16 protein-coding genes and 1 pseudogene are annotated in these 19,829 nt (G+C 59.0%); 8 read left to right on the plus strand and 9 right to left on the minus strand.

All coding sequences use genetic code 11. The annotated features are described in order from the left end of the window. Window positions 1–158 precede the first annotated feature (158 nt). Together pyrE and EK16_RS02815 are read right to left on the minus strand one after the other, a co-directional pair. Complete coding sequence (gene pyrE, locus EK16_RS02810) at window positions 159–785, minus strand: orotate phosphoribosyltransferase (RefSeq protein WP_051928824.1); 627 nt, start codon at window positions 783–785, stop codon at window positions 159–161. A gap of 114 nt (window positions 786–899) precedes the next feature. After that, the gene (locus tag EK16_RS02815) at window positions 900–1,496 is read right to left on the minus strand and encodes an invasion associated locus B family protein (RefSeq protein WP_038034480.1); all 597 of its coding nucleotides are present in this window, start codon (window positions 1,494–1,496) and stop codon (window positions 900–902) included. A 260-nt stretch (window positions 1,497–1,756) separates the two neighbouring features. Here EK16_RS02815 and EK16_RS02825 point away from each other — a divergent pair, with 260 nt between their 5' ends. Continuing rightward, complete coding sequence (locus tag EK16_RS02825) at window positions 1,757–2,338, plus strand: NnrU family protein (protein ID WP_038034482.1); 582 nt, start codon at window positions 1,757–1,759, stop codon at window positions 2,336–2,338. Window positions 2,339–2,906: 568 nt separating this feature from the next. On the opposite strand, the gene EK16_RS02830 is transcribed toward EK16_RS02825, so the two are convergent. Both EK16_RS02830 and cutA read right to left on the minus strand, forming a co-directional pair. Then, window positions 2,907–3,959, minus strand: a complete 1,053-nt coding sequence (locus EK16_RS02830) for an SLAC1 anion channel family protein (protein ID WP_081910191.1) — start codon at window positions 3,957–3,959, stop codon at window positions 2,907–2,909. 245 nt (window positions 3,960–4,204) lie between these two features. After that, on the minus strand, window positions 4,205–4,558 hold the full coding sequence (gene cutA, locus EK16_RS02835; RefSeq protein ID WP_038034584.1) for a divalent-cation tolerance protein CutA: 354 nt from the start codon (window positions 4,556–4,558) through the stop codon (window positions 4,205–4,207). A 222-nt stretch (window positions 4,559–4,780) separates the two neighbouring features. Here cutA and cobW point away from each other — a divergent pair, with 222 nt between their 5' ends. The 6 genes from cobW to EK16_RS02870 all read left to right on the plus strand — a co-directional run bounded on the left by cobW (window position 4,781) and on the right by EK16_RS02870 (window position 15,074). Continuing rightward, window positions 4,781–5,824: a cobalamin biosynthesis protein CobW gene (cobW, locus tag EK16_RS02840; protein WP_038034483.1), complete on the plus strand. Its 1,044-nt coding sequence runs from the start codon at window positions 4,781–4,783 to the stop codon at window positions 5,822–5,824. 49 nt (window positions 5,825–5,873) lie between these two features. After that, window positions 5,874–9,677, plus strand: coding sequence for a cobaltochelatase subunit CobN (gene cobN, locus EK16_RS02845; protein WP_038034484.1), 3,804 nt, complete (start codon window positions 5,874–5,876; stop codon window positions 9,675–9,677). 87 nt (window positions 9,678–9,764) lie between these two features. Continuing rightward, the gene (locus tag EK16_RS02850; RefSeq protein WP_038034486.1) at window positions 9,765–10,481 is read left to right on the plus strand and encodes an HAD-IA family hydrolase; all 717 of its coding nucleotides are present in this window, start codon (window positions 9,765–9,767) and stop codon (window positions 10,479–10,481) included. Next, complete coding sequence (locus EK16_RS02855) at window positions 10,478–11,347, plus strand: ATP12 family chaperone protein (RefSeq protein WP_051928825.1); 870 nt, start codon at window positions 10,478–10,480, stop codon at window positions 11,345–11,347. The genes EK16_RS02850 and EK16_RS02855 overlap by 4 nt, the downstream gene beginning before the upstream one ends. Window positions 11,348–11,953: 606 nt before the next feature. Continuing rightward, window positions 11,954–13,486 (plus strand): acyl-CoA carboxylase subunit beta, encoded by a 1,533-nt coding sequence (locus EK16_RS02865; RefSeq protein WP_038034488.1) that lies wholly within the window; start codon window positions 11,954–11,956, stop codon window positions 13,484–13,486. A gap of 688 nt (window positions 13,487–14,174) precedes the next feature. After that, window positions 14,175–15,074 (plus strand): FTR1 family iron permease, encoded by a 900-nt coding sequence (locus tag EK16_RS02870; RefSeq protein ID WP_051928826.1) that lies wholly within the window; start codon window positions 14,175–14,177, stop codon window positions 15,072–15,074. Window positions 15,075–15,514: 440 nt separating this feature from the next. Here EK16_RS02870 and EK16_RS11825 read toward each other — a convergent pair whose 3' ends face one another. Both EK16_RS11825 and EK16_RS02875 read right to left on the minus strand, forming a co-directional pair. Further along, complete coding sequence (locus EK16_RS11825) at window positions 15,515–16,894, minus strand: ATP-dependent DNA helicase (protein WP_081910193.1); 1,380 nt, start codon at window positions 16,892–16,894, stop codon at window positions 15,515–15,517. A 44-nt stretch (window positions 16,895–16,938) separates the two neighbouring features. Then, a complete protein-coding gene (locus EK16_RS02875; RefSeq protein ID WP_038034489.1) occupies window positions 16,939–17,802 on the minus strand; it encodes a DEAD/DEAH box helicase family protein in 864 nt (287 codons plus the stop codon). A 353-nt stretch (window positions 17,803–18,155) separates the two neighbouring features. On the opposite strand from EK16_RS02875, the gene dksA reads away from it, so the two are divergent. Next, entirely contained in the window at window positions 18,156–18,578 is a 423-nt protein-coding gene (dksA, locus tag EK16_RS02880) for an RNA polymerase-binding protein DksA (RefSeq protein ID WP_038034591.1), read from the plus strand. A 232-nt stretch (window positions 18,579–18,810) separates the two neighbouring features. Here the strand turns inward: dksA and EK16_RS02885 are convergent, their stop codons facing one another. From EK16_RS02885 to EK16_RS12630, 3 genes and pseudogenes are all read right to left on the minus strand, one after another. Then, complete coding sequence (locus EK16_RS02885) at window positions 18,811–19,347, minus strand: C-GCAxxG-C-C family protein (RefSeq protein WP_051928827.1); 537 nt, start codon at window positions 19,345–19,347, stop codon at window positions 18,811–18,813. Window positions 19,348–19,416: 69 nt separating this feature from the next. Further along, on the minus strand, window positions 19,417–19,563 hold the full coding sequence (locus EK16_RS12140) for a hypothetical protein (protein WP_156098448.1): 147 nt from the start codon (window positions 19,561–19,563) through the stop codon (window positions 19,417–19,419). Next, window positions 19,557–19,829 (minus strand): annotated as a pseudogene (locus tag EK16_RS12630) (hypothetical protein); the annotation flags it as partial. The pseudogene EK16_RS12630 and the gene EK16_RS12140, both read right to left, overlap by 7 nt.

Consider the following 19,829-nt stretch of genomic DNA (forward strand, 5'->3'; position numbering starts at 1 on the left):
GCCAACTCCAGTCATTTATAATCTCACAAACTTCAAGCGCTGTGTGCATGTAAACATTGTATTGCACGCACAGGGCGCTGTTTTGTCAAAAATCCAATGAGGCGCTCAAAAGCCGTTTACGGTGTGCTATCGACGGATCGATTTGCTTTGCGCCCGGCTCACGCCTCATCGAGACCGGGGATGGCGAAATCGCTTTTGAACAGGAGGGCGTGCAGGGTGATGCCGTGTTTGGCCAGATTTTCGGTGGCGCCTTCCTCGCGGTCGACGATGGTCAGGGCGTGGCGGCAGGACACCTCAAGGCCGCTTTCGCGAATGGCATCCAGCGTTTTCAGAAGCGAGCCGCCGGTGGTGCTCACATCATCCACCAGGAGGATCTCCGCGCCGTTTTCCAGATAGCCGTTGATGCGCTCCTTCGCGCCATGGCTCTTGGCCTGCTTGCGGGCAAAGAAGGCGGCGACGGGATAGCCCATGTCATGGCTGCGCACCGCCACCGCCGAGACCACCGGCACCGCCCCCATCTCCAGCCCGCCGATGCAGGCAAGGCCCGAGCGGCGCATGAAATCCACGATCAGCCCGCCGACGAGCCAGGCGCCTTCCGGATGCAGCACCGTCTGCCTGAGCTGAAAGAGATAGCGCGAGCGCCGCCCGGAAGAGAGAACGAAATCGCCGGTCATCAGCGAATGTTCGGCCACGATGGCGCGCAGCCGCGCAAGACGCGGATCATCCGGCGCTGCCGCCCGCTGCGGCGCCCTGCCCCCTTCTTCCGGCTTCAGGCTGTCCTGCATTCCTTGTGCTCTCCCCTCTCTCGCCGCGAAGCGGCCAATCCTCATCGCCCCATGTGCACGAAGCCGCTTGATGAAGCGGGCGCGCATCCATGAATGCGCCCCTGCCCTGCCCGCTCACTTGCCCATCTGCTGCATGGCCCGCGCCTGTGCATCCAGTTTCTGCAAGGTGCAGTCAGCCCAGTCCATCACCTTGCGCAGCGGCCGGATGGGAATGGCCACGTCCATCTTCTTGCCGTCCTTGCGCACATAGGACCAGTTCACAAGCTTGCCCTTGCGCAGCGCCGGCACGATCACGCTCAACACTTCCGGCCGGATGATGATGGCGCGCCCGTCCGGACGTTCATCCAGAAACTCCGGCGGCACCCGCATCGGCTCGCCGTCATCCACCCGGATGGTAATCCCCTCGGAGATGTCGGCCTCCTTCGGCACATCAAGCAGCACCCGCCAGCTCTTCTCGTGCGCCTGCCGCGAAAGCTGCAGACGATGCCCCAGCACCAGATCGGAGAACATGGAACACCCCTGCAGGGCCACGCACATGGCGCTGAAATTCTCCTCGCGCGTGCCAGCCTTCCATTCATCAAGAAAGGTCACCAGGCCGCACAGTTCCTTCGCCTGCGCAGCACTTGGGGCGAAGGGCGCGGTCAGGCCGGACAGGAGCGCAAGACCAAGCCCGGCGCACAGAAAGCCTTTCCGCCATGCGGCTGACGTCATGCACGTTTGCCTTTGATCAAGGGCGGCAGTGCGGTTCGATGCAAGGAAGAGAGCCATGGTCGCCTCCCGGGGATGGAATGATCGAAACATGCGGCAGGTCTTCGCCGCCCTCGCCTTCTTGCCGCGCAATCGCGCGGAAGTGCGCGGCAGCGAAAGGAAAGCGGGCGGCCTGGCCGCAGACGATCTTGCGAAAGAATGCATAGCACGTTACCCACCGAGTGCAATGCCCGTCGTGAAGTCATGAACGCGCTTTCAGGATCATGATCCGCATCATTCTGCTGGCCCTGGCCATCGCCCTGTTCGGCATCACCCATGCCGTGCCCGCCCTGCCGCGGCTAAAGGCGCGGATCAAGGCCGTGCTCGGGCGCGCCTATCTGCCGCTGTTCATTGCCTTGAGCGTCTTCAGCACCGGCGCCATCGCCTGGCTGTGGGCGACAAGCCCCTTCATTGCGCTTTATGATCCGCCGCCCTGGGGGGCGCATGTCACCTTCCTTCTGATGTTCTTTGCCTTTCTCCTTTTCGGCATCTTTCTCTACCCCTGCCGGCTGAAGCGCTTTTTTCGCCTGCCCTTCGCCTATGTGGTGCTGCTGTGGGGCACGGGCCACCTCTTCGCCAATGGAGATGCCGCCACCGTGGTGCTCGCGGCCGGCTTGATGATCGTCGCCGCCGTTCTGCTCGCCCTGGCCCTGAAAAACGGGGTAAGGCCCGAGGCAAAGGACGGCTTGTCCCTGGATCTCGCCGCCCTGCTCACCGGCATGATCCTTTATGTGTTCATGGCCATGTTCCACGGCATGCTCATTGGCGTGCCGGTTCTGCATTACATCGGCATCGACATCGGTTGATCAGACCCCGCCCTCAAAAAGAAAAGGGGCTGTTAGAAACTGGTTTTGCTGTTCCACAACTCATTGAATGTCAAGCACGGCCCTGCGGGCCGCCGCGAAGCGGTTTCATGCTTGACATTCAATGAGTTGCGAAAAGAATGGTCATGAAGCGCCAATGGCGAAAAATCGCCATTGACGCTTCTCTCAGCCCTGAAAGATCATTCTATTAAGACACTGAAAAATTACTATGATTTCAATGATATAAAGCCAAATATTTGTCTAGGACAGCCCCAAAGAAAAACGACCCGGCAGTCAGGACATCGCCTTTGATGATACTCCGGGTAGTCTTGTTTCACGCATGAAACGCCGCTTTTCTCCCCTCCCCCTGGCAGGGGAAGGGACAGGGAGGGGGTCGGGCCACAAGCGCATGAGTTAAACAGCCCCACCCCCTCCCGGCCCCTGGCGGGGCCGACCTCCCCCTATCAGGGGGAGGATTAAGACCTTGCGTTCTTTTGCCTGCTGCTCACGTTTTCATCACCGGGCCGTCTGATCATTCGCATGTGCAGGGCCTGTGGCACAGACGGTCACATCAGTGCTTCATGGGCACGCAGATCTTGCGCGCCATGACCGCCTGCACCGTCTTGATCAGCAACAGCAGCAGCAGAAGCGTGAGCAGAACCAGCAGCACCACCGCCAGCCGGCTCAAGAAAGCCGAGCCGGTAAGAGACGCCATGACGAAGGTTGCCGCCGTGATCGCCGCGGAAGGAAACGAATAGGCCCACCAGGAGAGGAAGAAGGGCAGCCGGGCGAAACGCGGCGCCTCGATCACCAGAAGCAGCGTGAAGAACAGCGCGAGATAGTAAAGCACGCGCCCGAAGGAATCGAGCTCCTTCACCAAACCGAAATAGGACAGAAAGCCCACCGCCGGCGGTGCGATGAGAATGAACAGCGTGGGCAGCAGCCGATCCGGCAGGGGCTCGTGAAACAGCATGCGGTTGAAGACGATGACCAGCAGAATCACCCAGAAGGAGATGCCCACCGCGAAGAAGAACCAGGACAGCTCGATATAGCCGAAGGCCACCCCGCCGAGCGGCACCAGCACATTGCCGACCGCCGGAATGAACCAGGCGGGATTGAGATGCCCCACCTGAAACTTGGTGTGATGGATCCAGCTGCGCACCACATGCAGCGACAGTATGAGATGCAGCACGGTGCCGATGACCCACAGGATGAAGGCAAAGCCGGGCCACAACGGCTTTAAGCACATGGTCATCAGCAGGAAGGAAATGGAGATGGTGGGGAAGAAGGCCATCATCACCGGATGGTTGAGCTCGCCCACGACCGCCTGCGGATAACGGATGGCCTTCGTGGCATAAATGGCAAGAAGCACGACAAACAGCGCAAAGGTGAACAGCCCGAGGGCATGCGCGATGGGCAGACCGATCCCCAGCGCCTTCTCGCCCTTGTGCCAGGCCAGCGTCAGCCCGGACAGGCCCATGACCATGGCGAAGAAAGAGACGGGAAAATACTTAAGCCGCGGCTCGTTTTCGGCCTGGGCTGCCGCCTTAGTGTTGGCATTGGCCTTCGCCGGCTCCTGTGCTGCGTCCTTGCCGGCTGCATCCGCAGCAGGGTTGCCACTCATCGTTCCTGCACTCCCGATTTCATCATCAAACCTGGCGAATTCCGAAAGATGGCGCGCCGTCAATGCCTTTTTCAGCGCATTCTTTCATTCGGCACTATATCCAAGACCGCGCCGAAGACCTGTGACGTGATCACGGAATAACATCGCGGCTCATCCTTGCGCCCTTATCTCTTCCGTGATCCGGAAATGCCTCCCTTCACGATGCAGGCATGAAAGAACAGGCGTGTTCGGTCAGAACGGATGCCTCAGCGCCCCGGGCGCGTCTGTGTGTGCAGCCAGTCAAGAAAGCTGGCGGAGACATCCGTGGCCGGCAGGCGAATGATCGCCGGTTCCTCATAAGGGTGCAAAAGCGCGATTTCCGCCATGCACTCCCCGGCACGGTCCGGCATGGTCTTGACGATCATCACCACCTCCTCGTCATGCTCAAGCCGCCCTTTCCATTCATAGATCGAGCGCATGCCGGGAATGATGTTCACACAGGCGGCCAGCCGCGCCTTCACCAAGGCCTCGCCCAGGGTGCGCGCGGCCTCCTCATCCGGCAGGGTGGTGTAGATCAGGCTTGCCCGTTCCTCCGCGGGGCCTTTAGCTGCGCTTGACATGGCCGTCCCTCCCGCCACATTCGGCACCGATGCGGGCGCCGGTTTCGTCATGAAAAGGTCGCAAGCTGATGCGCCCTGTCCGCCAAACGCCTTGTCCTCGTTTTCAGAATGGGGCACCCTCCGCGCCGGTTCAAGAGGCATGAGGGGCCAAAGGGACTGTTGCGTTCAGAACATCTTCGTGATCGCCCCAAAGGATCAGTCCAAGGGAGAGTGTCAGACAGCATGATGCAGAAGCGCATACCGGCCACGGTGATCACCGGCTTTCTCGGCGCCGGCAAGACCACGCTCATTCGCCATCTGCTGGCCAACGCCGGCGGCAGGCGCATCGCCCTGATCATCAACGAGTTCGGCGATGTCGGCGTCGATAGCGAGCTGGTGAAAGGCTGCGGCGATGCATCCTGCGGCGAGGAGGACATCGTGGAGCTGGCCAACGGCTGCATTTGCTGCACCGTGGCCGATGACTTCATCCCCACCATGACCCGCTTGATTGAGCGGGAGAACAGGCCGGATCATATCGTGATCGAGACCTCAGGCCTGGCCCTGCCCCAGCCGCTCATCCGCGCCTTCAACTGGCCGGCGGTGAAGGCCACCGTGACCGTTGATGGCGTCGTTGCCGTCATTGACGGCCCGGCGGTGCGCGCCGGGCTCTTTGCCGCCGATCCCGAAAAGGTGGAGGCCCTGCGCAAGGCCGATGTCAACCTCGATCATGAAAGCCCCCTGCATGAGCTGTTCGAGGATCAGCTGCGCGCGGCCGATCTTGTGCTGCTGAACAAGGCCGATCTGCTTTCGGCTAAAGAGCGCGAAGAGCTTATCGCGGAGCTTTCGCGCAAGGTGCGTGATGGTGTGACCATCGTGCCCACGGAACATGGCCGCATCGCCCCGGATGTGCTTCTTGGCATCGCCGCCGCCGCGGAAGAGGATGTGCACAACCGCCCCACCCATCATGAGCTTGCAGGCGAGGCCGATCATGATCATGACGATTTCGTCTCCTTCGTGCTGGACCTTCCGGCATTTGCGGATCGCGAGCGCCTGCTGTCCCGTATCCGCCATGTGATGGAGCGCTTTGGCATTCTGCGGCTGAAAGGCTTTGCCAGCATAGACGGCAAGCGCGCGCGTCTTGCGGTTCAGGCGGTGGGGCCGCGGGTGGAAGGCTGGTTCGACCGCCCCTTCAAGCCCGGTGAGCCGCAAGAGAGCCGCCTGGTCGTCATCGGCCTGAAGGGCCTTGATGCCGAGGCCGTGCGCGCAAGCCTGCTTGCAGAAGACTGAAACCGGCCAAAACAAAACGAAACCCCCGACCGGGAGAGGTTGAGGGCTCATGCATCTGCTCGCTGCCACATCCGGCATCGTCGGCGACGGCGAGGAAGCGGTGGATCTCGCCCAGGATCCGGCCGATATCATCGTCATCTCCGCCGCGGATTCGGAACTGGCCGCACTGGCTGCCGCGCATGCCGCCTTGCGCAAGCAGGCGCAGGATACAGGCGTGAGTGTTCCTTCCCTGCGCCTGTCCTCCCTGCTGCTTTTGCGGCACAACATGTCGGTGGATCTGTGGCTTGAAAGGACCGCGCGGCATGCACGGCTGATCGTGGCCCGCATTCTCGGCGGCGAGGCCTACTGGCCCTATGGCGTGGAGGAGCTGGAAGCGCTGGCCCGCGCGCAGGGAATCGCCCTTGCCCTGCTGCCCGGCGGCCATGGCGTGGACGAGGCGCTCATGCGCCGCTCCAGCCTGGACATGCCCTTGTGCGAGGCCATGCGGGCGCTTTTGGCCGCAGGGGGTGTGGAAAATGCCCGGCGTTTTCTTGAGCTGGCCATCACGATCGTGCGCAACGGGGCGGAACAGGCCGCCCGCGCCCTGCCCGCGCCTTGCCCCCTGCCCTCGGCCGGCCTCTGGCATGAGGGGCGAATGCACACAAGCATTCCGCAGGGCCTGTGCAGCGATTCCAGGCCAAAGGCGCCGATCCTCTTCTATCGCGCCCTGCTGGAGGGCGGGCTGACCGCGCCGGTGGAGCGTCTCGCCAGCGCCCTTGAAGCGGAAGGCCTGTGTGCCATGCCGCTCTTTCTCACCTCGCTGAAGGATGAGGGCGCCCGCCTGTTCATCCAGGAGGCCCTCGCTGAACTCGCTCCGGATGTCATTCTCAACACTACCGCCTTTTCCGCCGGCGCGGATGATCCACTCTCCCGCGCCGATTGCCCCGTTTTGCAGGTGATCCTCTCCGGCTCCACCCGGCTGGCCTGGCAGGAAAACCCGCAAGGGCTGGCACCGCGCGATCTGGCCATGAACGTCGCCCTGCCGGAGCTCGATGGCCGCATCATCACCCGCGCCTGCTCCTTCAAGCGCCAGAATGCCTTCGATGAGGCCACCCAGTGCGCCCTTATCCGTTACGAACCGGACGAGGAGCGCATCCGCTTCGTTGCCACGCTTGCCGCGCGCTGGGTCCGCCTGCGGCGCACACCGCCCGAGGCTCGGCGCATCGCACTTATCCTCGCCAACTATCCCAACCGCGATTCGCGCATGGCCAACGGCGTTGGGCTGGACACACCGGAGAGCACCGTGCGGATCTTGCGCGCCCTGAAAGAAGCGGGATACGACATCCCGCACCTGCCTTCGGATGGCACCGCCCTCATACGCTGGCTGCAAGAGGGGCCGACCAACGCACAGCCAACGCCAGCCTCTCCATCGGATGCGATTTTAATTGTCGATGATTATATGCGTTACTTCAATGAGTTGAGCAATGATATTAAGAATTCGGTTCTAAAGCGTTGGGGCCCGCCGCAAAACGATCCCTTCTGTCATGACGGCGCCTTTCACCTGCCGCTGCGCCTGAATGGCAAGGTGGCGCTCGCCATTCAGCCCGCCCGCGGCTACAACATCGACCCCGCCGCCACCTATCATGATCCCGCTCTGGTGCCGCCGCATGGCTATATTGCCTTTTATGTCTGGCTGCGGGAGGTTTTCGGCGCACAGGCAATCGTGCACGTTGGCAAGCACGGCAATCTGGAATGGCTGCCCGGCAAAGCGCTGGCGCTTTCGCCCTCGTGTTATCCCGATGCCGTGTTCGGCCCCCTGCCGCATCTTTATCCCTTCATCGTCAACGATCCCGGCGAGGGCGCCCAGGCCAAGCGCCGCACGCAAGCGGTGATCATCGATCATCTGGTGCCGCCCCTTGCCCGCGCCGAAACCTATGGGCGGCTGGCGGAGCTGGAGCGCCTCATGGACGAATACTGGCAGGCCTCAAGCCTCGATTCGCGCCGTTTAGACATCCTGCGCCGCGACATACTCGATCTTGCCCATGTCTCCGGGCTGGACGCCGACGCCGGCGTTGACAACAGCACCGATGAAGAGGAGGCGCTGGTGCGGCTGGATGCCTTTCTCTGCGAGGTGAAGGAGGCGCAGATCCGCAATGGCCTGCACATCCTCGGCGATCTCGTGGAAGGCCGGGCTTTGGCGGAATTCCTCGTGGCGCTGGCGCGTCTGCCGCGTCGGGACGGCCGCAAGGGCAACGCCGGGCTCACCCAGGCACTGGCGAAGGATCTCGGCCTGAACTTCGATCCCCTCACCTGCGAGCCCACAGCCCCCTGGCAGGGCCCGCGCCCTGAGGCGCTGCAATCCCTCGCCGAAGGCCCCTGGCGCACGCATGCCGATACCGTGGAACGGCTGGAAGCGGCCGCGCTGAGGCTCATTGAGCATCATGTTCTGGGCAAGGAAACCGCCCTGCCCGCAGCACTGGCCCATGCGGCCCTGCCGGAAACGCGCGCCGTGCTCGCCTGGATCAGCACGGAGCTTCTGCCGCGTCTGCAACAGGGCGTTTCGGATGAAATCGGCAATCTCTTAAAAGGCCTTGATGGCCGCTTCGTGCCGCCCGGGCCTTCCGGCGCGCCCTCGCGCGGCCGTCCGGACGTGCTGCCCACGGGGCGCAATTTCTATTCGCTCGATCCGCGCGGCCTGCCCACGCCGGCGGCCTGGCGCCTGGGCCGCGCCTCGGCGGAGAACATGCTCATGCGCCATTTTCAGGAAACCGGGGAATTCCCGAAAGCCATCGGGCTGTCCTGCTGGGGCACGGCCAACATGCGCACCGGCGGCGATGACATCGCACAGGCGCTGGCGCTGATCGGTGTGGAACCTGTGTGGGATCACGCATCCGGGCGCGTGACCGGCTTTGCCATTATCCCGCTTGCCCGCCTGGGCCGTCCACGCGTGGATGTCACGTTACGCATCTCCGGCTTTTTCCGTGATGCCTTTCCGGAGCAGATCGCCCTGTTTGACCGCGCCATCCGCGCCGTTGGCGCCCTGGATGACGAACCGGAAGAGGACAACCCCATCGCTGCGCGCATGAAGGCCGAGCGCGAACGTTTGCGCGCTGCCGGCTTCGATGCGGAACAGGCTGAGCGCATGGCTGGCTATCGCATTTTCGGCGCCCGCCCGGGCGCCTATGGCGCCGGTTTGCAGGCCCTGTTTGATGAGAAGCTCTGGCAGGATCTCTCTGATCTGGCCGAGAGTTATGTGAACTGGGGCGCTTATGCCTATGGCAGCAAGGAACAAGGCGTGCGCGCCGAGGAAAGCTTCCGCCGGCGGCTTTCCGCGCTCGATGCCGTGGCCCACAATCAGGACAACCGCGAGCACGACATCCTCGATTCCGATGATTATTATCAGTTTGAGGGCGGCATGGCCGCGGCTGTCAAGCATCTGAAGGGCCGCGCCGTGCCCGTCTGGCACAATGATCATTCCCGCCCCGAAGCCCCGCGCACGCGTTCTCTTGAGGAGGAAGTCTCGCGCGTGATGCGCGCTCGCGTGGTCAATCCCAAGTGGATTGCGGCCATGCGCCGGCATGGCTACAAGGGCGCCCTCGAGCTTGCCGCCACCCTCGATTACATGTTCGCCTTCGCCGCCACCACTGCGGCGGTCAAAAGCCATCACTTCGAGCTTGCCTTCGATGCCTGGCTGCGCAACGAAGAGGTGCGCGAATGGATTGCGGAAGTGAACCCGCATGCCTTGCGCGATATGGTGGAGCGCTTCGAGGAGGCGCTGGCCCGCGGCTTCTGGCGCCCGCGCGCCAATGACGCCGCAGCCCTGCTCGATACCTTGCGCGAAACGGCCCGGCAGAATTCGACCGTGAAAAAATGATGGCCCTTAAAGCTTGACAAAGCGGGGGCTGGGCGCCGACATCGCGGACAAACGCAGGCGAAACAACAGCATGCATGCAAGCGGCATATGATGAAACTCATCCTGTTTGATTGCGACGGCACCTTGGTGGACAGTCAGCACAACATCGCCGCCGCCATGCGGCAGGCCTTTGCCGCCCATGGCGTGCCCTACCCTGGCGATGCGGCCACGCGGGAGGTGATCGGCCTGTCGCTTCTGGAGGCCATTGCCCGTCTTGTGCCCGAGGAAACACCTGAGATGCATGAAAAGCTGGCGCGCGCCTACAAGGAGGCCTTTCTGGCGCTGCGCACGTCACCGGATTTTCACGAGCCGCTGTTTCCGGGCGCGCGCGAGACCATTAAGGCCCTGGCCGCGCGCGATGATGTCCTGCTTGGCATTGCCACCGGCAAGGCCCGGCGGGGGCTGGACGTATTGCTGGAGCGCTTTGCCTTGCGCGAGTATTTCGTCACCCTGCAGACGGCGGATGATGCCCCGTCCAAGCCGCATCCCGGCATGGTGCTGCGCGCGCTTGAGGAAACCGGCGCGGAGCCTGAGCGCACCGTGCTCATCGGTGATACCACCCATGACATGCTCATGGCCCGCAATGCCGGCATTGCCGGGCTGGGCGTGGCCTGGGGCTATCATCCGCCCGAGAGCCTGAAAGAGAGCGGGGCGGCCGCCATCGCCGAAACCTTCAGCCACGTTCCGGATCTTGCCCATCAGATTGTTGAAACGCGCAAGACCGGGCAGACGCCTGCCACAGCCCTGTCGAGAGCCCCGTCATGATCTCTGATGAACAGAACAAGCGCACTCCTCTTGACCCCGAAGGCGCGGGTGATGATGCCCCGTGCCCGGATACCGCACGCACCGGGCATGAACAGGGGCTTGCCCTGTCTGCCGAGGCCATGGAACGCCTGATGCGCGATCGCTTTGAGCGGCCCATGCCCAAGCGCTTTTACGAGACGGTTTCGGTGAGCGAAAAGGGCCCGCCTTTTGCCATTCTGCTCGATGAGCGGCCGGTGAAGACGCCGCAGAAGCATCCGCTTGCCCTGCCCACGCAGGCGCTTGCCGAGGCCGTGGCCGAGGAATGGCGGGCGCAGGAAGAGCGCATCCGGCCCTTTACCATGCCGCTCACCCGCCTGTGCAATGCCGCCATTGACCGCCTGCCGCAGCAGAAGGCCGAGACGATCGCGCATCTGCTTAAGCTGGCCGCGCATGACATGCTCTGCTATCGCGCGGAACATCCGGCCGAACTGGCCGCGCGCCAGCAGGAACTCTGGGATCCTGTCCTCGCCTGGGCCGAGAAGACGCTTGCAGGCCCGCTGCGCATCACCGCCGGCATCCTGCCCGTCACCCAGCCGCCGGAAACACTCACCGCCCTTGAACAAAGGCTTGAGCGCCTTGACCCTTATGCGCTCGTTGCCGTGGCCGCCATGGCGGATCTGACACGCTCTGCTCTGCTTGCCCTTGCCGTTCTGGCCGGTGCCATGACACCTGAACACGCCTGGGCCGCGGCCAACGTGGAGGAGGACTGGAACATCGCGCAATGGGGCGAGGACATGGAGGCCGCCGCCCGCCGCCGTCAGAATGCGCGCGATTTCTTCGCTGCCGCCCGCCTGCCTGCCCTCGCCGGCAGCGCCGTATCACTCTGACCGGTAACATCGTTCCGGTTCTGAAGATTCAGGGGCACAATGTCTCGCCGGCAGCGCCGTATCACTCTGACCGGTAACATGGGGCCTTTTGCGCCACTTATGCGCAACGATTTCACCAATGGGCTTAAGAAACAGCTTATCGCCGGAAGGATATTGTATATCCTTCCGGAACGTTTCGGCGGGGGTTTTTAACCCCGCCTAATGCATGAAGGGCGGGGTAACATACCCCGCCAAAACGTTCCGGAACGGGATGAAATCCCGTTCCGGCATTTTATTTTCATACGGCTCAAATAAAAACTGTTGGCAAATGCCATCGTCCTCCAAAGAAGCTCCATTTGTGGCCCTGGATTGCCGCACCAGGCCGGCAATAAAGATTTCCATTTGTTTATCAATGAGTTAAACAACAAACTCTCAACTCATAAAAAGTCGGCTTCGCCGGTTTGACGATATGTGTGTCGCATAGGGTGTGAATCAGCCCGTCACCGCCCCAATTCTTAAGCGGGTCATCCTTCGTCTGTCTTTGCCGGGCAGGGCGCATCTGCTAGCGTGCCGTCTTGATACACATCATCGTTCGCTTTCAAAAGCCAAGGGGAACAGCAAGAAGCCATGCAGGACATCCTCGAAGAGCTGCAAAGGCGGCGGGCGGAAGCGCGCCTGGGCGGAGGCGAAAAGCGCATTGCCGCACAGCATGCCCGCGGCAAGCTCACCGCGCGCGAACGGCTGGAGCTTCTGCTCGATGCCGGCTCCTTCGAGGAATACGACATGTTCGTGGAACATCGCTGCACTGATTTCGGCATGGCCGAACGCAAGGTGCCCGGCGATGGCGTCGTGACCGGTTGGGGCACGATCAACGGCCGCCTTGTTTATGTCTTCGCCAAGGATTTCACTGTCTTCGGCGGCTCGCTTTCCGAGACCCACGCCGCCAAGATGGTCAAGATCATGGATCTCGCCATTCGCAACCGCGCCCCGGTCATCGGCCTGTTTGATGCCGGCGGCGCCCGCATTCAGGAAGGCGTGGCCGCGCTTGGCGGCTATGGCGAGGTCTTCATGCGCAATGTCGCCGCGTCCGGCGTCATTCCCCAGATCTCGGTGATCATGGGGCCCTGTGCCGGCGGTGATGTCTATTCCCCGGCCATGACCGATTTCATCTTCATGGTGCGCGATACCTCCTACATGTTCGTCACCGGTCCGGATGTGGTGAAAACCGTGACCAACGAGGAGGTTACCGCCGATGAACTCGGCGGCGCGGATGTGCACACCCGCCGTTCCTCCGTGGCCGACGGGGCCTTCGACAACGATGTCGATGCCCTGCTGCAGATCCGGCGCATGATGGATTTCCTGCCCTCATCCAACCAGTCCGGCGTGCCGGTGGTGCCCACCTTCGATGATCCGGAACGCTCCGAGCCGTCGCTGGACACGCTCATTCCCGATAACCCCAATCAGCCCTACGACATGATGGAGCTGATCGAGAAGGTGGTGGACGAGGGCGACTTCTTCGAGCTGCAGAAGGATTTCGCCCAGAACATCATCATCGGTTTCGCCCGCATGGAAGGGCGCACCGTCGGTATCGTCGCCAATCAGCCCATGGTGCTGGCCGGGGTGCTGGATGCCGATGCCTCGCGCAAGGCGGCGCGTTTTGTGCGCTTCTGTGATGCCTTCAACATTCCCATCCTCACCTTCGTGGACGTGCCCGGCTTTCTGCCTGGCACCGCGCAGGAATACGGCGGCCTGATCAAACACGGCGCCAAGCTGCTCTTCGCCTTTGCCCAGGCCACCGTGCCCAAGGTGACGGTGATCACGCGCAAGGCCTATGGCGGCGCCTATGACGTGATGTCGTCCAAGCATATCGGCGGTGATGTCAACTATGCCTGGCCAACGGCGGAGATCGCCGTCATGGGCGCCAAGGGCGCGGTGGAAATCCTCTATCGCCGCGAGCTTGACGATCCGGAAAAGATCGCCCACCGCATTGCCGAATACGAGGAGCGCTTCGCCAACCCCTTCGTTGCCGCCGAACGGGGCTATATCGATGATGTGATCATGCCGCGCAACACCCGCCGCCGCCTGATCCGCGCATTGCGCATGCTGCGCAACAAACACGTCGAGGCCCCCTGGAAGAAGCACGACAACATCCCCTTGTGATCATGCCGCGGCATGCCGCCCCTCTTCATGTAAGATCGGTTCGCGTTTTGAAAGCGCCATTGTCCTTCAAAGCCAATTCTTAAGCCTGCCAACGAAAAATTTCCCATCCGGCGCATGTTCATCCCGCACGCCTGCTCCAGGCCCCTCGCGTAGGTCCCCCATGTCGTGCCCTGAATAAGCTGCTTGGCCAAGAGCGCGGAGGCGGAGTGATGACCATTCAAGGGCGCATGGTGAGCCCATCCAGCAAAAATGCTATTGCAAATGATTTGCAATTGCATTAAGGGAAAGACCAGCCAGGCTGATGCGCTCATGCAAGGGCGCACTCAGGCGATGAGCAGAAGAACCTCCGGGGGCGACGCACTGACATGAGACAAGAAGAGGCATGACCATCATGATCGGCACGGATCGCTCCCCTCATCTGAACACGCGGATTTTCCGCCTTTTTTCAAACAGGGCCGACCACAGAAAACCATCCTTATCCACGACACGACACCCGCATCGTCATACCGGCAAAAGCCGGTATCTCAAGCCATTGACCCATGCGTTTGTGGCCCGAGACACCGGCGTTCGCCGGGATGATGCGAAAGATGACACCGTTGTGTCGTGTCCTGTGCCGTCCCCAAACAGACGAAAATCCCAAGGCCCGTTCCGCTTTCCTGTCTCCTTCATGATAACGGGAGCTGTGACGTTGACATGCATTGCCGCCTCCCTGCCCGCTTATGCGGCGGAAACGGCGCAGCAGGCCGGAATGGGCCAGGCCGGTCTGTCCGGTCTGTCCTCCTTCGTGCAGGCCCTGATCATCCTGCTGCGGGAAGGGGCGGAGGCTGTGCTCATCTTCGCCGCGCTCTGGCTGGTGCTGAAGGGGCTGGCCGCTCCTGTGCGTGCCTTCAAGGCTTTGAGTGCAGGTGCCGTTTCCGGCATTTTGGCTTCGCTGCTCACCGCTGCCCTGCTGCTCATGCTCACTGCTGAAGCCGAAGAGATGGCCGAGCTGATCGAAGGCGTATCCCTGCTCACCGCCGCTGTCGTGCTCCTTTTCGTCTCGTCCTGGCTGCTGGGCCAGCGCAAGGCCATGCACTGGAAACACCAGGTTGAGGCGAAAACCCGAAATGCCATGCAAAGCGGCCGCCTTTTCGGCTTGTTTGCCATCGGTTTTCTCGTCGTCTTCCGCGAGGGTGCGGAAACCGCCCTGTTTCTTCAGGCCCTCATCGCGGCGGAAGGCTGGCAGCCCATCGCCCTGATGGCGGCCAGTGCCAGCGCCCTGTTCATTCTGGCTTCAGCCTTCATGCTCGTGCGATTTTTGGGCATGCGCCTGCCTCTGCGTCACTTCTTCATGATCACCGCCTGGGCCCTGTTCGCGCTCGCCGTCGTCTATGCCGGCAAGGGCGTGCACGCATTGCAGGAATATGGCCTGCTGGCCGAAACGCCCCTGCCCGCCCTGCCCCGCCTCGGCGCCCTCGGGATGTATCCTTACGTGGAAACCCTGCTGGCACAGGGGCTTACGCTCCTGCTCGGCCTGGCGCTCAATGCCCGCGCTTTTCGCAAGTCGCCTTCAGATGAGAAGGCTTCAAGCCTCACGCCTGCGGAATGATGGGGCGCAAGAGCCCCTCAACAGGCTTCACATCAGCATGCCACAACACCAGCCCCCGGATGCTAAGCGCCTCCGGGGGCTTTCACGATAACAGCCATGCGCCCGTGTCACTTCATGGCTGGCCCAGAGGCAAGAATGAAGCGGTTTTGATGGGCGATTGCACTTGCGAGCAGGCTTGATCTGAGCTGTGAGAGAAAACTGCCGGAACGGGATTTTATCCCGTTCCGGAACGTTTTGGCGGGGTATGTTACCCCGCCGTCCGTGTTTTAGGCGGGGTTAAAGAAACTGCGAAACTGTTCCGGAAGGGCATGAAACATCCTTCCGACATTAAAAATTCCTTTTTCTCAAATAAGAAATTATGTTAGAATCTACTTTAATATCAGAATAGCCTATCTCTCTAGCTAAATATAATCCATCTATACTTCTGCACCTACTTAATGCTACATAAACTTGCCCCGATACAAATGCCCCCCTTCCATATCTATATATATAGTATCATAAGTTTGCCCTTGAGATTTATGAATAGTTATAGCCCAAGCCAATTTAACGGGAAATTGCTCAAATGATGCAACTTCAATTTTTTTAATTTTATTCATATGTTCATCATATTCATATTTATATTGCGGCCATTTATATCTAGATACTTTATATAAATTATTATTAATATTTACTACTATATAATCATGATCATATGATATTGAATGAATTTTCGCTATTGTTCCATTAACCCACCTTTTATTAGGGTCATTATTAAGCATCATTACTTGCGCTCCGACTTTTAAACATAACTTTTCCTCAGCAGGAAAATAACCCCTTGCTAAATTTCCATTTATTCTAGCATTAAATACATACTCTTTTCCATTCAATTGCATTAAGTTTTCATCATTAATCCTTGAGGCTGTAGCATTCCTAGCAGTCAGAGTAATATAATTTTTATTAACAGGCTTTTTCACTCTTCTATTTAAAGTATTTAATATTTCATCATCTACAATTCCTTCTCGTATTTTATTTAAAATATTTATAAAAATTTGATCAGACTGTCTATATACATGATTTAATTCCACTATATTAAATTCTGCTTTTATTTTATTAATTGCATTAAAAAAGTATATGCCACCAAAATTATTTTCTAAATATTTTAATATTTCACCATCCTGAACTACTGGTGGTAATTGATATAAATCACCAAAAAATATCATTCTTTTTCCACCAAATGGCAAATCAATTCCTGTGGCGTATCTCATCTTAATATCTACTGCTTTTAATAAGTCCGCACGGACCATAGATATTTCATCTATTATTATTAAATCAGCATGTTGAATTATTTTTTTAGTTTTACTATTTACATACGGTTTTAGCTCAATTTCATCTAGTGTAAAATCAGGAGGTATTTTAAAAAAAGAATGAATAGTTTGCCCCCCTACATTAATAGCTGAAACGCCTGTTGGAGCCAATACAATAGATCTTTTTCTAGAATTTTTTAAAAAATATTTCAATAAATAAGATTTACCAGTGCCCGCCTTTCCTGTCACAAATAAGTTGTCATTACTCTCCTCCATAAGCATAAACACTTTCCTCTGATCAATTCCTAAACAATCAATATCTAAATGATTTGACTGCAAATTTACTTCATGAGAGTTATAATAAGGTATTACCACATTATTAGCTTCTTCTTCCTTCTTCTCATTTTGCTGTTTAATATGATCATTATAATTGTTGTTATAAGTTCCATTTGATTTTTCTTGTTTTTTATTAAACAAATAATAAATATAAAGAAAGATAAAAATTAGTAATATATATTGAAAATAATGACTCTCCATTTCGTACCTCTCTTTTTATAATGTATTATATATATTATTAAATATTAATGCTGTTTGTCAATCACCTCCGCCACCAGTGCGTTGAAATCATCCTCCGAGCGCACGGACTGAATCGCGTCCATGTCTACCGTATAGCCCCAGCGGCGCGCGATGCGCTCATAAAGCGGGCGCCGATGCGCGATCAGCCGCTCAAAGCCGTAGACGGCAAAGGCATCCGGATCCACGTCCTCATCGCGCGTAATGCCGTGTTCGCGCTTGAAGTCCGCCCAGACCTCCTCGAGGAAGCGCGGATGATAGTACATGGGCTTGGGATTTTCCCGGAAGCGCTCAATGAGCGTGGCCACATGATCATCGGTCTCGCGGATGTAAAGCAGCAGTGTGTGCTCTTCGAGCGTCATGGCCACGGGATCGGAAGGATTGGCAAAGTCGATCACCTCACACAGCGACCCTCCGGTATCACACAGGAAGTGATCATAGTCATAGATCTCGCGCGCCTTGGCGATGAATTCCGGCACATCAAGCAGGGCGCGGATCTCGCCATGGCGATGCTGCGCCTGCCGCCGGCGGTATTCCTCAAAGCTCAAGCCCCCCTTGGCCGGATTGCCGGGCTTGCCGAGATAGGTGGCCAGCGGCTCCAGATTCTCGAAGGTGATGTTGGAGGAAATATAGATGGAATCGGAGCGCAGCAACTGCCTGAGCAGCGGCACCTTCATCGCCTCACGCTTGAAACTGTCGACGATGTGCTCGTTCATGTAACGGGTGCCGATGCGATAATCCACGGAATAGAGAAACCATTCGGACTTCCGCAGCAGGCGCCCCAGGGTCGTCTTGCCGACACCGGACATGCCGAACAGCGTGACCGCCTTGTTCGGCCAGGCCAGATACTCCTTGCCGCTTGCAAATCGCATGGGATTGCCGCCGGATCGTGAAACGGGCCTGTCGCTCACTCTCTGGATAGCCCAAGCCTGCCCTGCCCGGCAAGCCGCCCATTTGGCTCAAAAGGCGCGCGGCCTTTGATCCCTTGGAGCTTATAGACCAGGAACACACGCATTGCCTTCCTGAGAACGGAACAGAAATGCGCAAATCACGTTTCACTCTTGCCGGATTGGGAAAAATTTCATATCGGTGCGGATCCATATTGGGTTCCCGAGGCTTTCGCAGGGAGAGGAAAGAGGCTTGTCGAGCTTCTCGCTCCCCCTTATACAGACGGTGCATTCTGCAGAAGGCCCCTTAAGGCGGATGAACGCATGTGGAGGTGTTCATGGTTTCGGAAATCGAGCTGGAGGACGACTACAGGCCGAGCGAGGACGAACCCTTCATGAACGAGAAGATGAAGGAGTATTTCCGTCGCAAGCTTCTGGCCTGGAAGGAAGAAATCCTGCGCGAAACCCGCGGCACCTTGCAGCAGCTGCAGGATGCCAATGAGACCCTCACCGACATTGCCGACCGCGCCTCGACCGAAACCGACCGCGCGCTGGAGCTGCGCGCCCGCGACCGGCAGCGCAAGCTTCTCGCCAAGATCGACGCCGCGCTGAAACGCATCGAGACCGGCGAATACGGCTACTGCGAGGAGACGGGCGAGCCCATTTCCATCAAGCGGCTGGAGGCACGGCCCATCGCCACACTCTCCATCGAGGCGCAGGAGCGCCACGAGCGCCGTGAAAAGGTCTATCGCGACGACTGAAAAGGGTGGTTTTTCCTCGTTTGGTCTAGGGCGTGTCCTCATAAAATCCGGCGCGCCAGCCCCTTAAGGTCGACATTTTCGCTGCATCTCGCTGACTTTTCGCCCTTTAAAATAGCTTTGGCTATTTCCTGCGGGCGAAAAGATCAGCGATATTTTGCGAAAATGCCGCTGGCATCGCCGTCTTTTATGAGTCCACGCCCTACGCCCCGGCCGCCTGATCGCCAGGGGCGGATCATGTGGTGGCTTTGGCGGGGCGGGGCTTTTCGCGCTCTTCCAGCTCCAAAAGCTTGCGCACCACCCAGCGCGTCACCCAGGCCGTGGCCTCGGCGCATTTGCTGCCGCGCGCACGGGAAAAAGCGGCGTATTCCTCAGGTCTCCACATGTCATAGGTACGCCCGGTGAAGGCTTTCTGCAGATCCTCGCAGGTAAAGCCGCCGAACTCCTTCTGAAAGGCCTCGGCCAGCTCCTTGCCGAGCTGAAAATTGCCCATGCCGCGGCCGGCATGCAGCTTGTCACGATCGCGCCCGGCACGGGTGGACAGGGCAATCAGCCCGCCGGATAACGCACCGCAGGCCCCCTTCCCTTCCAGGGCGCAACCGCCGGAGAGGCCATGTGATGCCTTGATCAGCTCATCGGAGATCCCGCCCAGCAGCTCCTGAACCACGGCGAGCACGCATTGCGGACAGCAGCCGAATTCCAGCTCGTAATCCAGCGCCCGATGCCAGGCTTCTTCCGCCAGGGCCTCCTTTTCCGCATCCGATCGTTTCATGGTGCGCTCCCCTCCTCGATTCAAGGGATTGTCCGCATATCCCGCACCATGCTGCCCCCATTTCTTCGTTCATGAATTGCGCAAGATCAAATGCGCGAAAAAGGCGATAGCGGCCAAAGACACACCCTCGCCAAACAGTTCGGTGAGACACAACGACACGATGCCCATCTCGTCATACCGGCAAAAGCCCACTGGTGTCCAAGGAAAGTTCAGCATGGGAGGAGCTCCTCGAAAAGGGGCAGGGAAGTGGTGGGGTGGGGTGTGGCGCGTGGCGGTTTTGGCGGCGGGTGAAAAAGGGTTGCGGCCACGAGCACGCGGATGTCCTTGAGCCTCATTGCACCACTTGCGGTATCTGCTTTCGTGACCAGGCGGTGATATTCACGCAGCAGAAGCCAGGCGATCACCGCCACCCACAGTTGTACAAGAATGGCGTTGCGGCTTTCGCCCATGAAACGCTTGACCTTCAGATTTTGCTTCAACCA

This window comes from Thermopetrobacter sp. TC1 (assembly GCF_000746275.1).
Taxonomy (GTDB): domain Bacteria; phylum Pseudomonadota; class Alphaproteobacteria; order Rhizobiales; family Aestuariivirgaceae; genus Thermopetrobacter.

Bases quoted from the DNA above. Each gene is read 5' to 3' on its own strand.
- pyrE (WP_051928824.1), bottom strand. From the start codon at position 785: ATGCAGGACAGCCTGAAGCCGGAAGAAGGGGGCAGGGCGCCGCAGCGG.
- EK16_RS02815 (WP_038034480.1), bottom strand. From the start codon at position 1,496: ATGACGTCAGCCGCATGGCGGAAAGGCTTTCTGTGCGCCGGGCTTGGT.
- EK16_RS02825 (WP_038034482.1), top strand. From the start codon at position 1,757: ATGATCCGCATCATTCTGCTGGCCCTGGCCATCGCCCTGTTCGGCATC.
- EK16_RS02830 (WP_081910191.1), bottom strand. From the start codon at position 3,959: ATGAGTGGCAACCCTGCTGCGGATGCAGCCGGCAAGGACGCAGCACAG.
- cutA (WP_038034584.1), bottom strand. From the start codon at position 4,558: ATGTCAAGCGCAGCTAAAGGCCCCGCGGAGGAACGGGCAAGCCTGATC.
- cobW (WP_038034483.1), top strand. From the start codon at position 4,781: ATGATGCAGAAGCGCATACCGGCCACGGTGATCACCGGCTTTCTCGGC.
- cobN (WP_038034484.1), top strand. From the start codon at position 5,874: ATGCATCTGCTCGCTGCCACATCCGGCATCGTCGGCGACGGCGAGGAA.
- EK16_RS02850 (WP_038034486.1), top strand. From the start codon at position 9,765: ATGATGAAACTCATCCTGTTTGATTGCGACGGCACCTTGGTGGACAGT.
- EK16_RS02855 (WP_051928825.1), top strand. From the start codon at position 10,478: ATGATCTCTGATGAACAGAACAAGCGCACTCCTCTTGACCCCGAAGGC.
- EK16_RS02865 (WP_038034488.1), top strand. From the start codon at position 11,954: ATGCAGGACATCCTCGAAGAGCTGCAAAGGCGGCGGGCGGAAGCGCGC.
- EK16_RS11825 (WP_081910193.1), bottom strand. From the start codon at position 16,894: ATGGAGAGTCATTATTTTCAATATATATTACTAATTTTTATCTTTCTT.
- EK16_RS02875 (WP_038034489.1), bottom strand. From the start codon at position 17,802: ATGCGATTTGCAAGCGGCAAGGAGTATCTGGCCTGGCCGAACAAGGCG.
- dksA (WP_038034591.1), top strand. From the start codon at position 18,156: ATGGTTTCGGAAATCGAGCTGGAGGACGACTACAGGCCGAGCGAGGAC.
- EK16_RS02885 (WP_051928827.1), bottom strand. From the start codon at position 19,347: ATGAAACGATCGGATGCGGAAAAGGAGGCCCTGGCGGAAGAAGCCTGG.
- EK16_RS12140 (WP_156098448.1), bottom strand. From the start codon at position 19,563: ATGCTGAACTTTCCTTGGACACCAGTGGGCTTTTGCCGGTATGACGAG.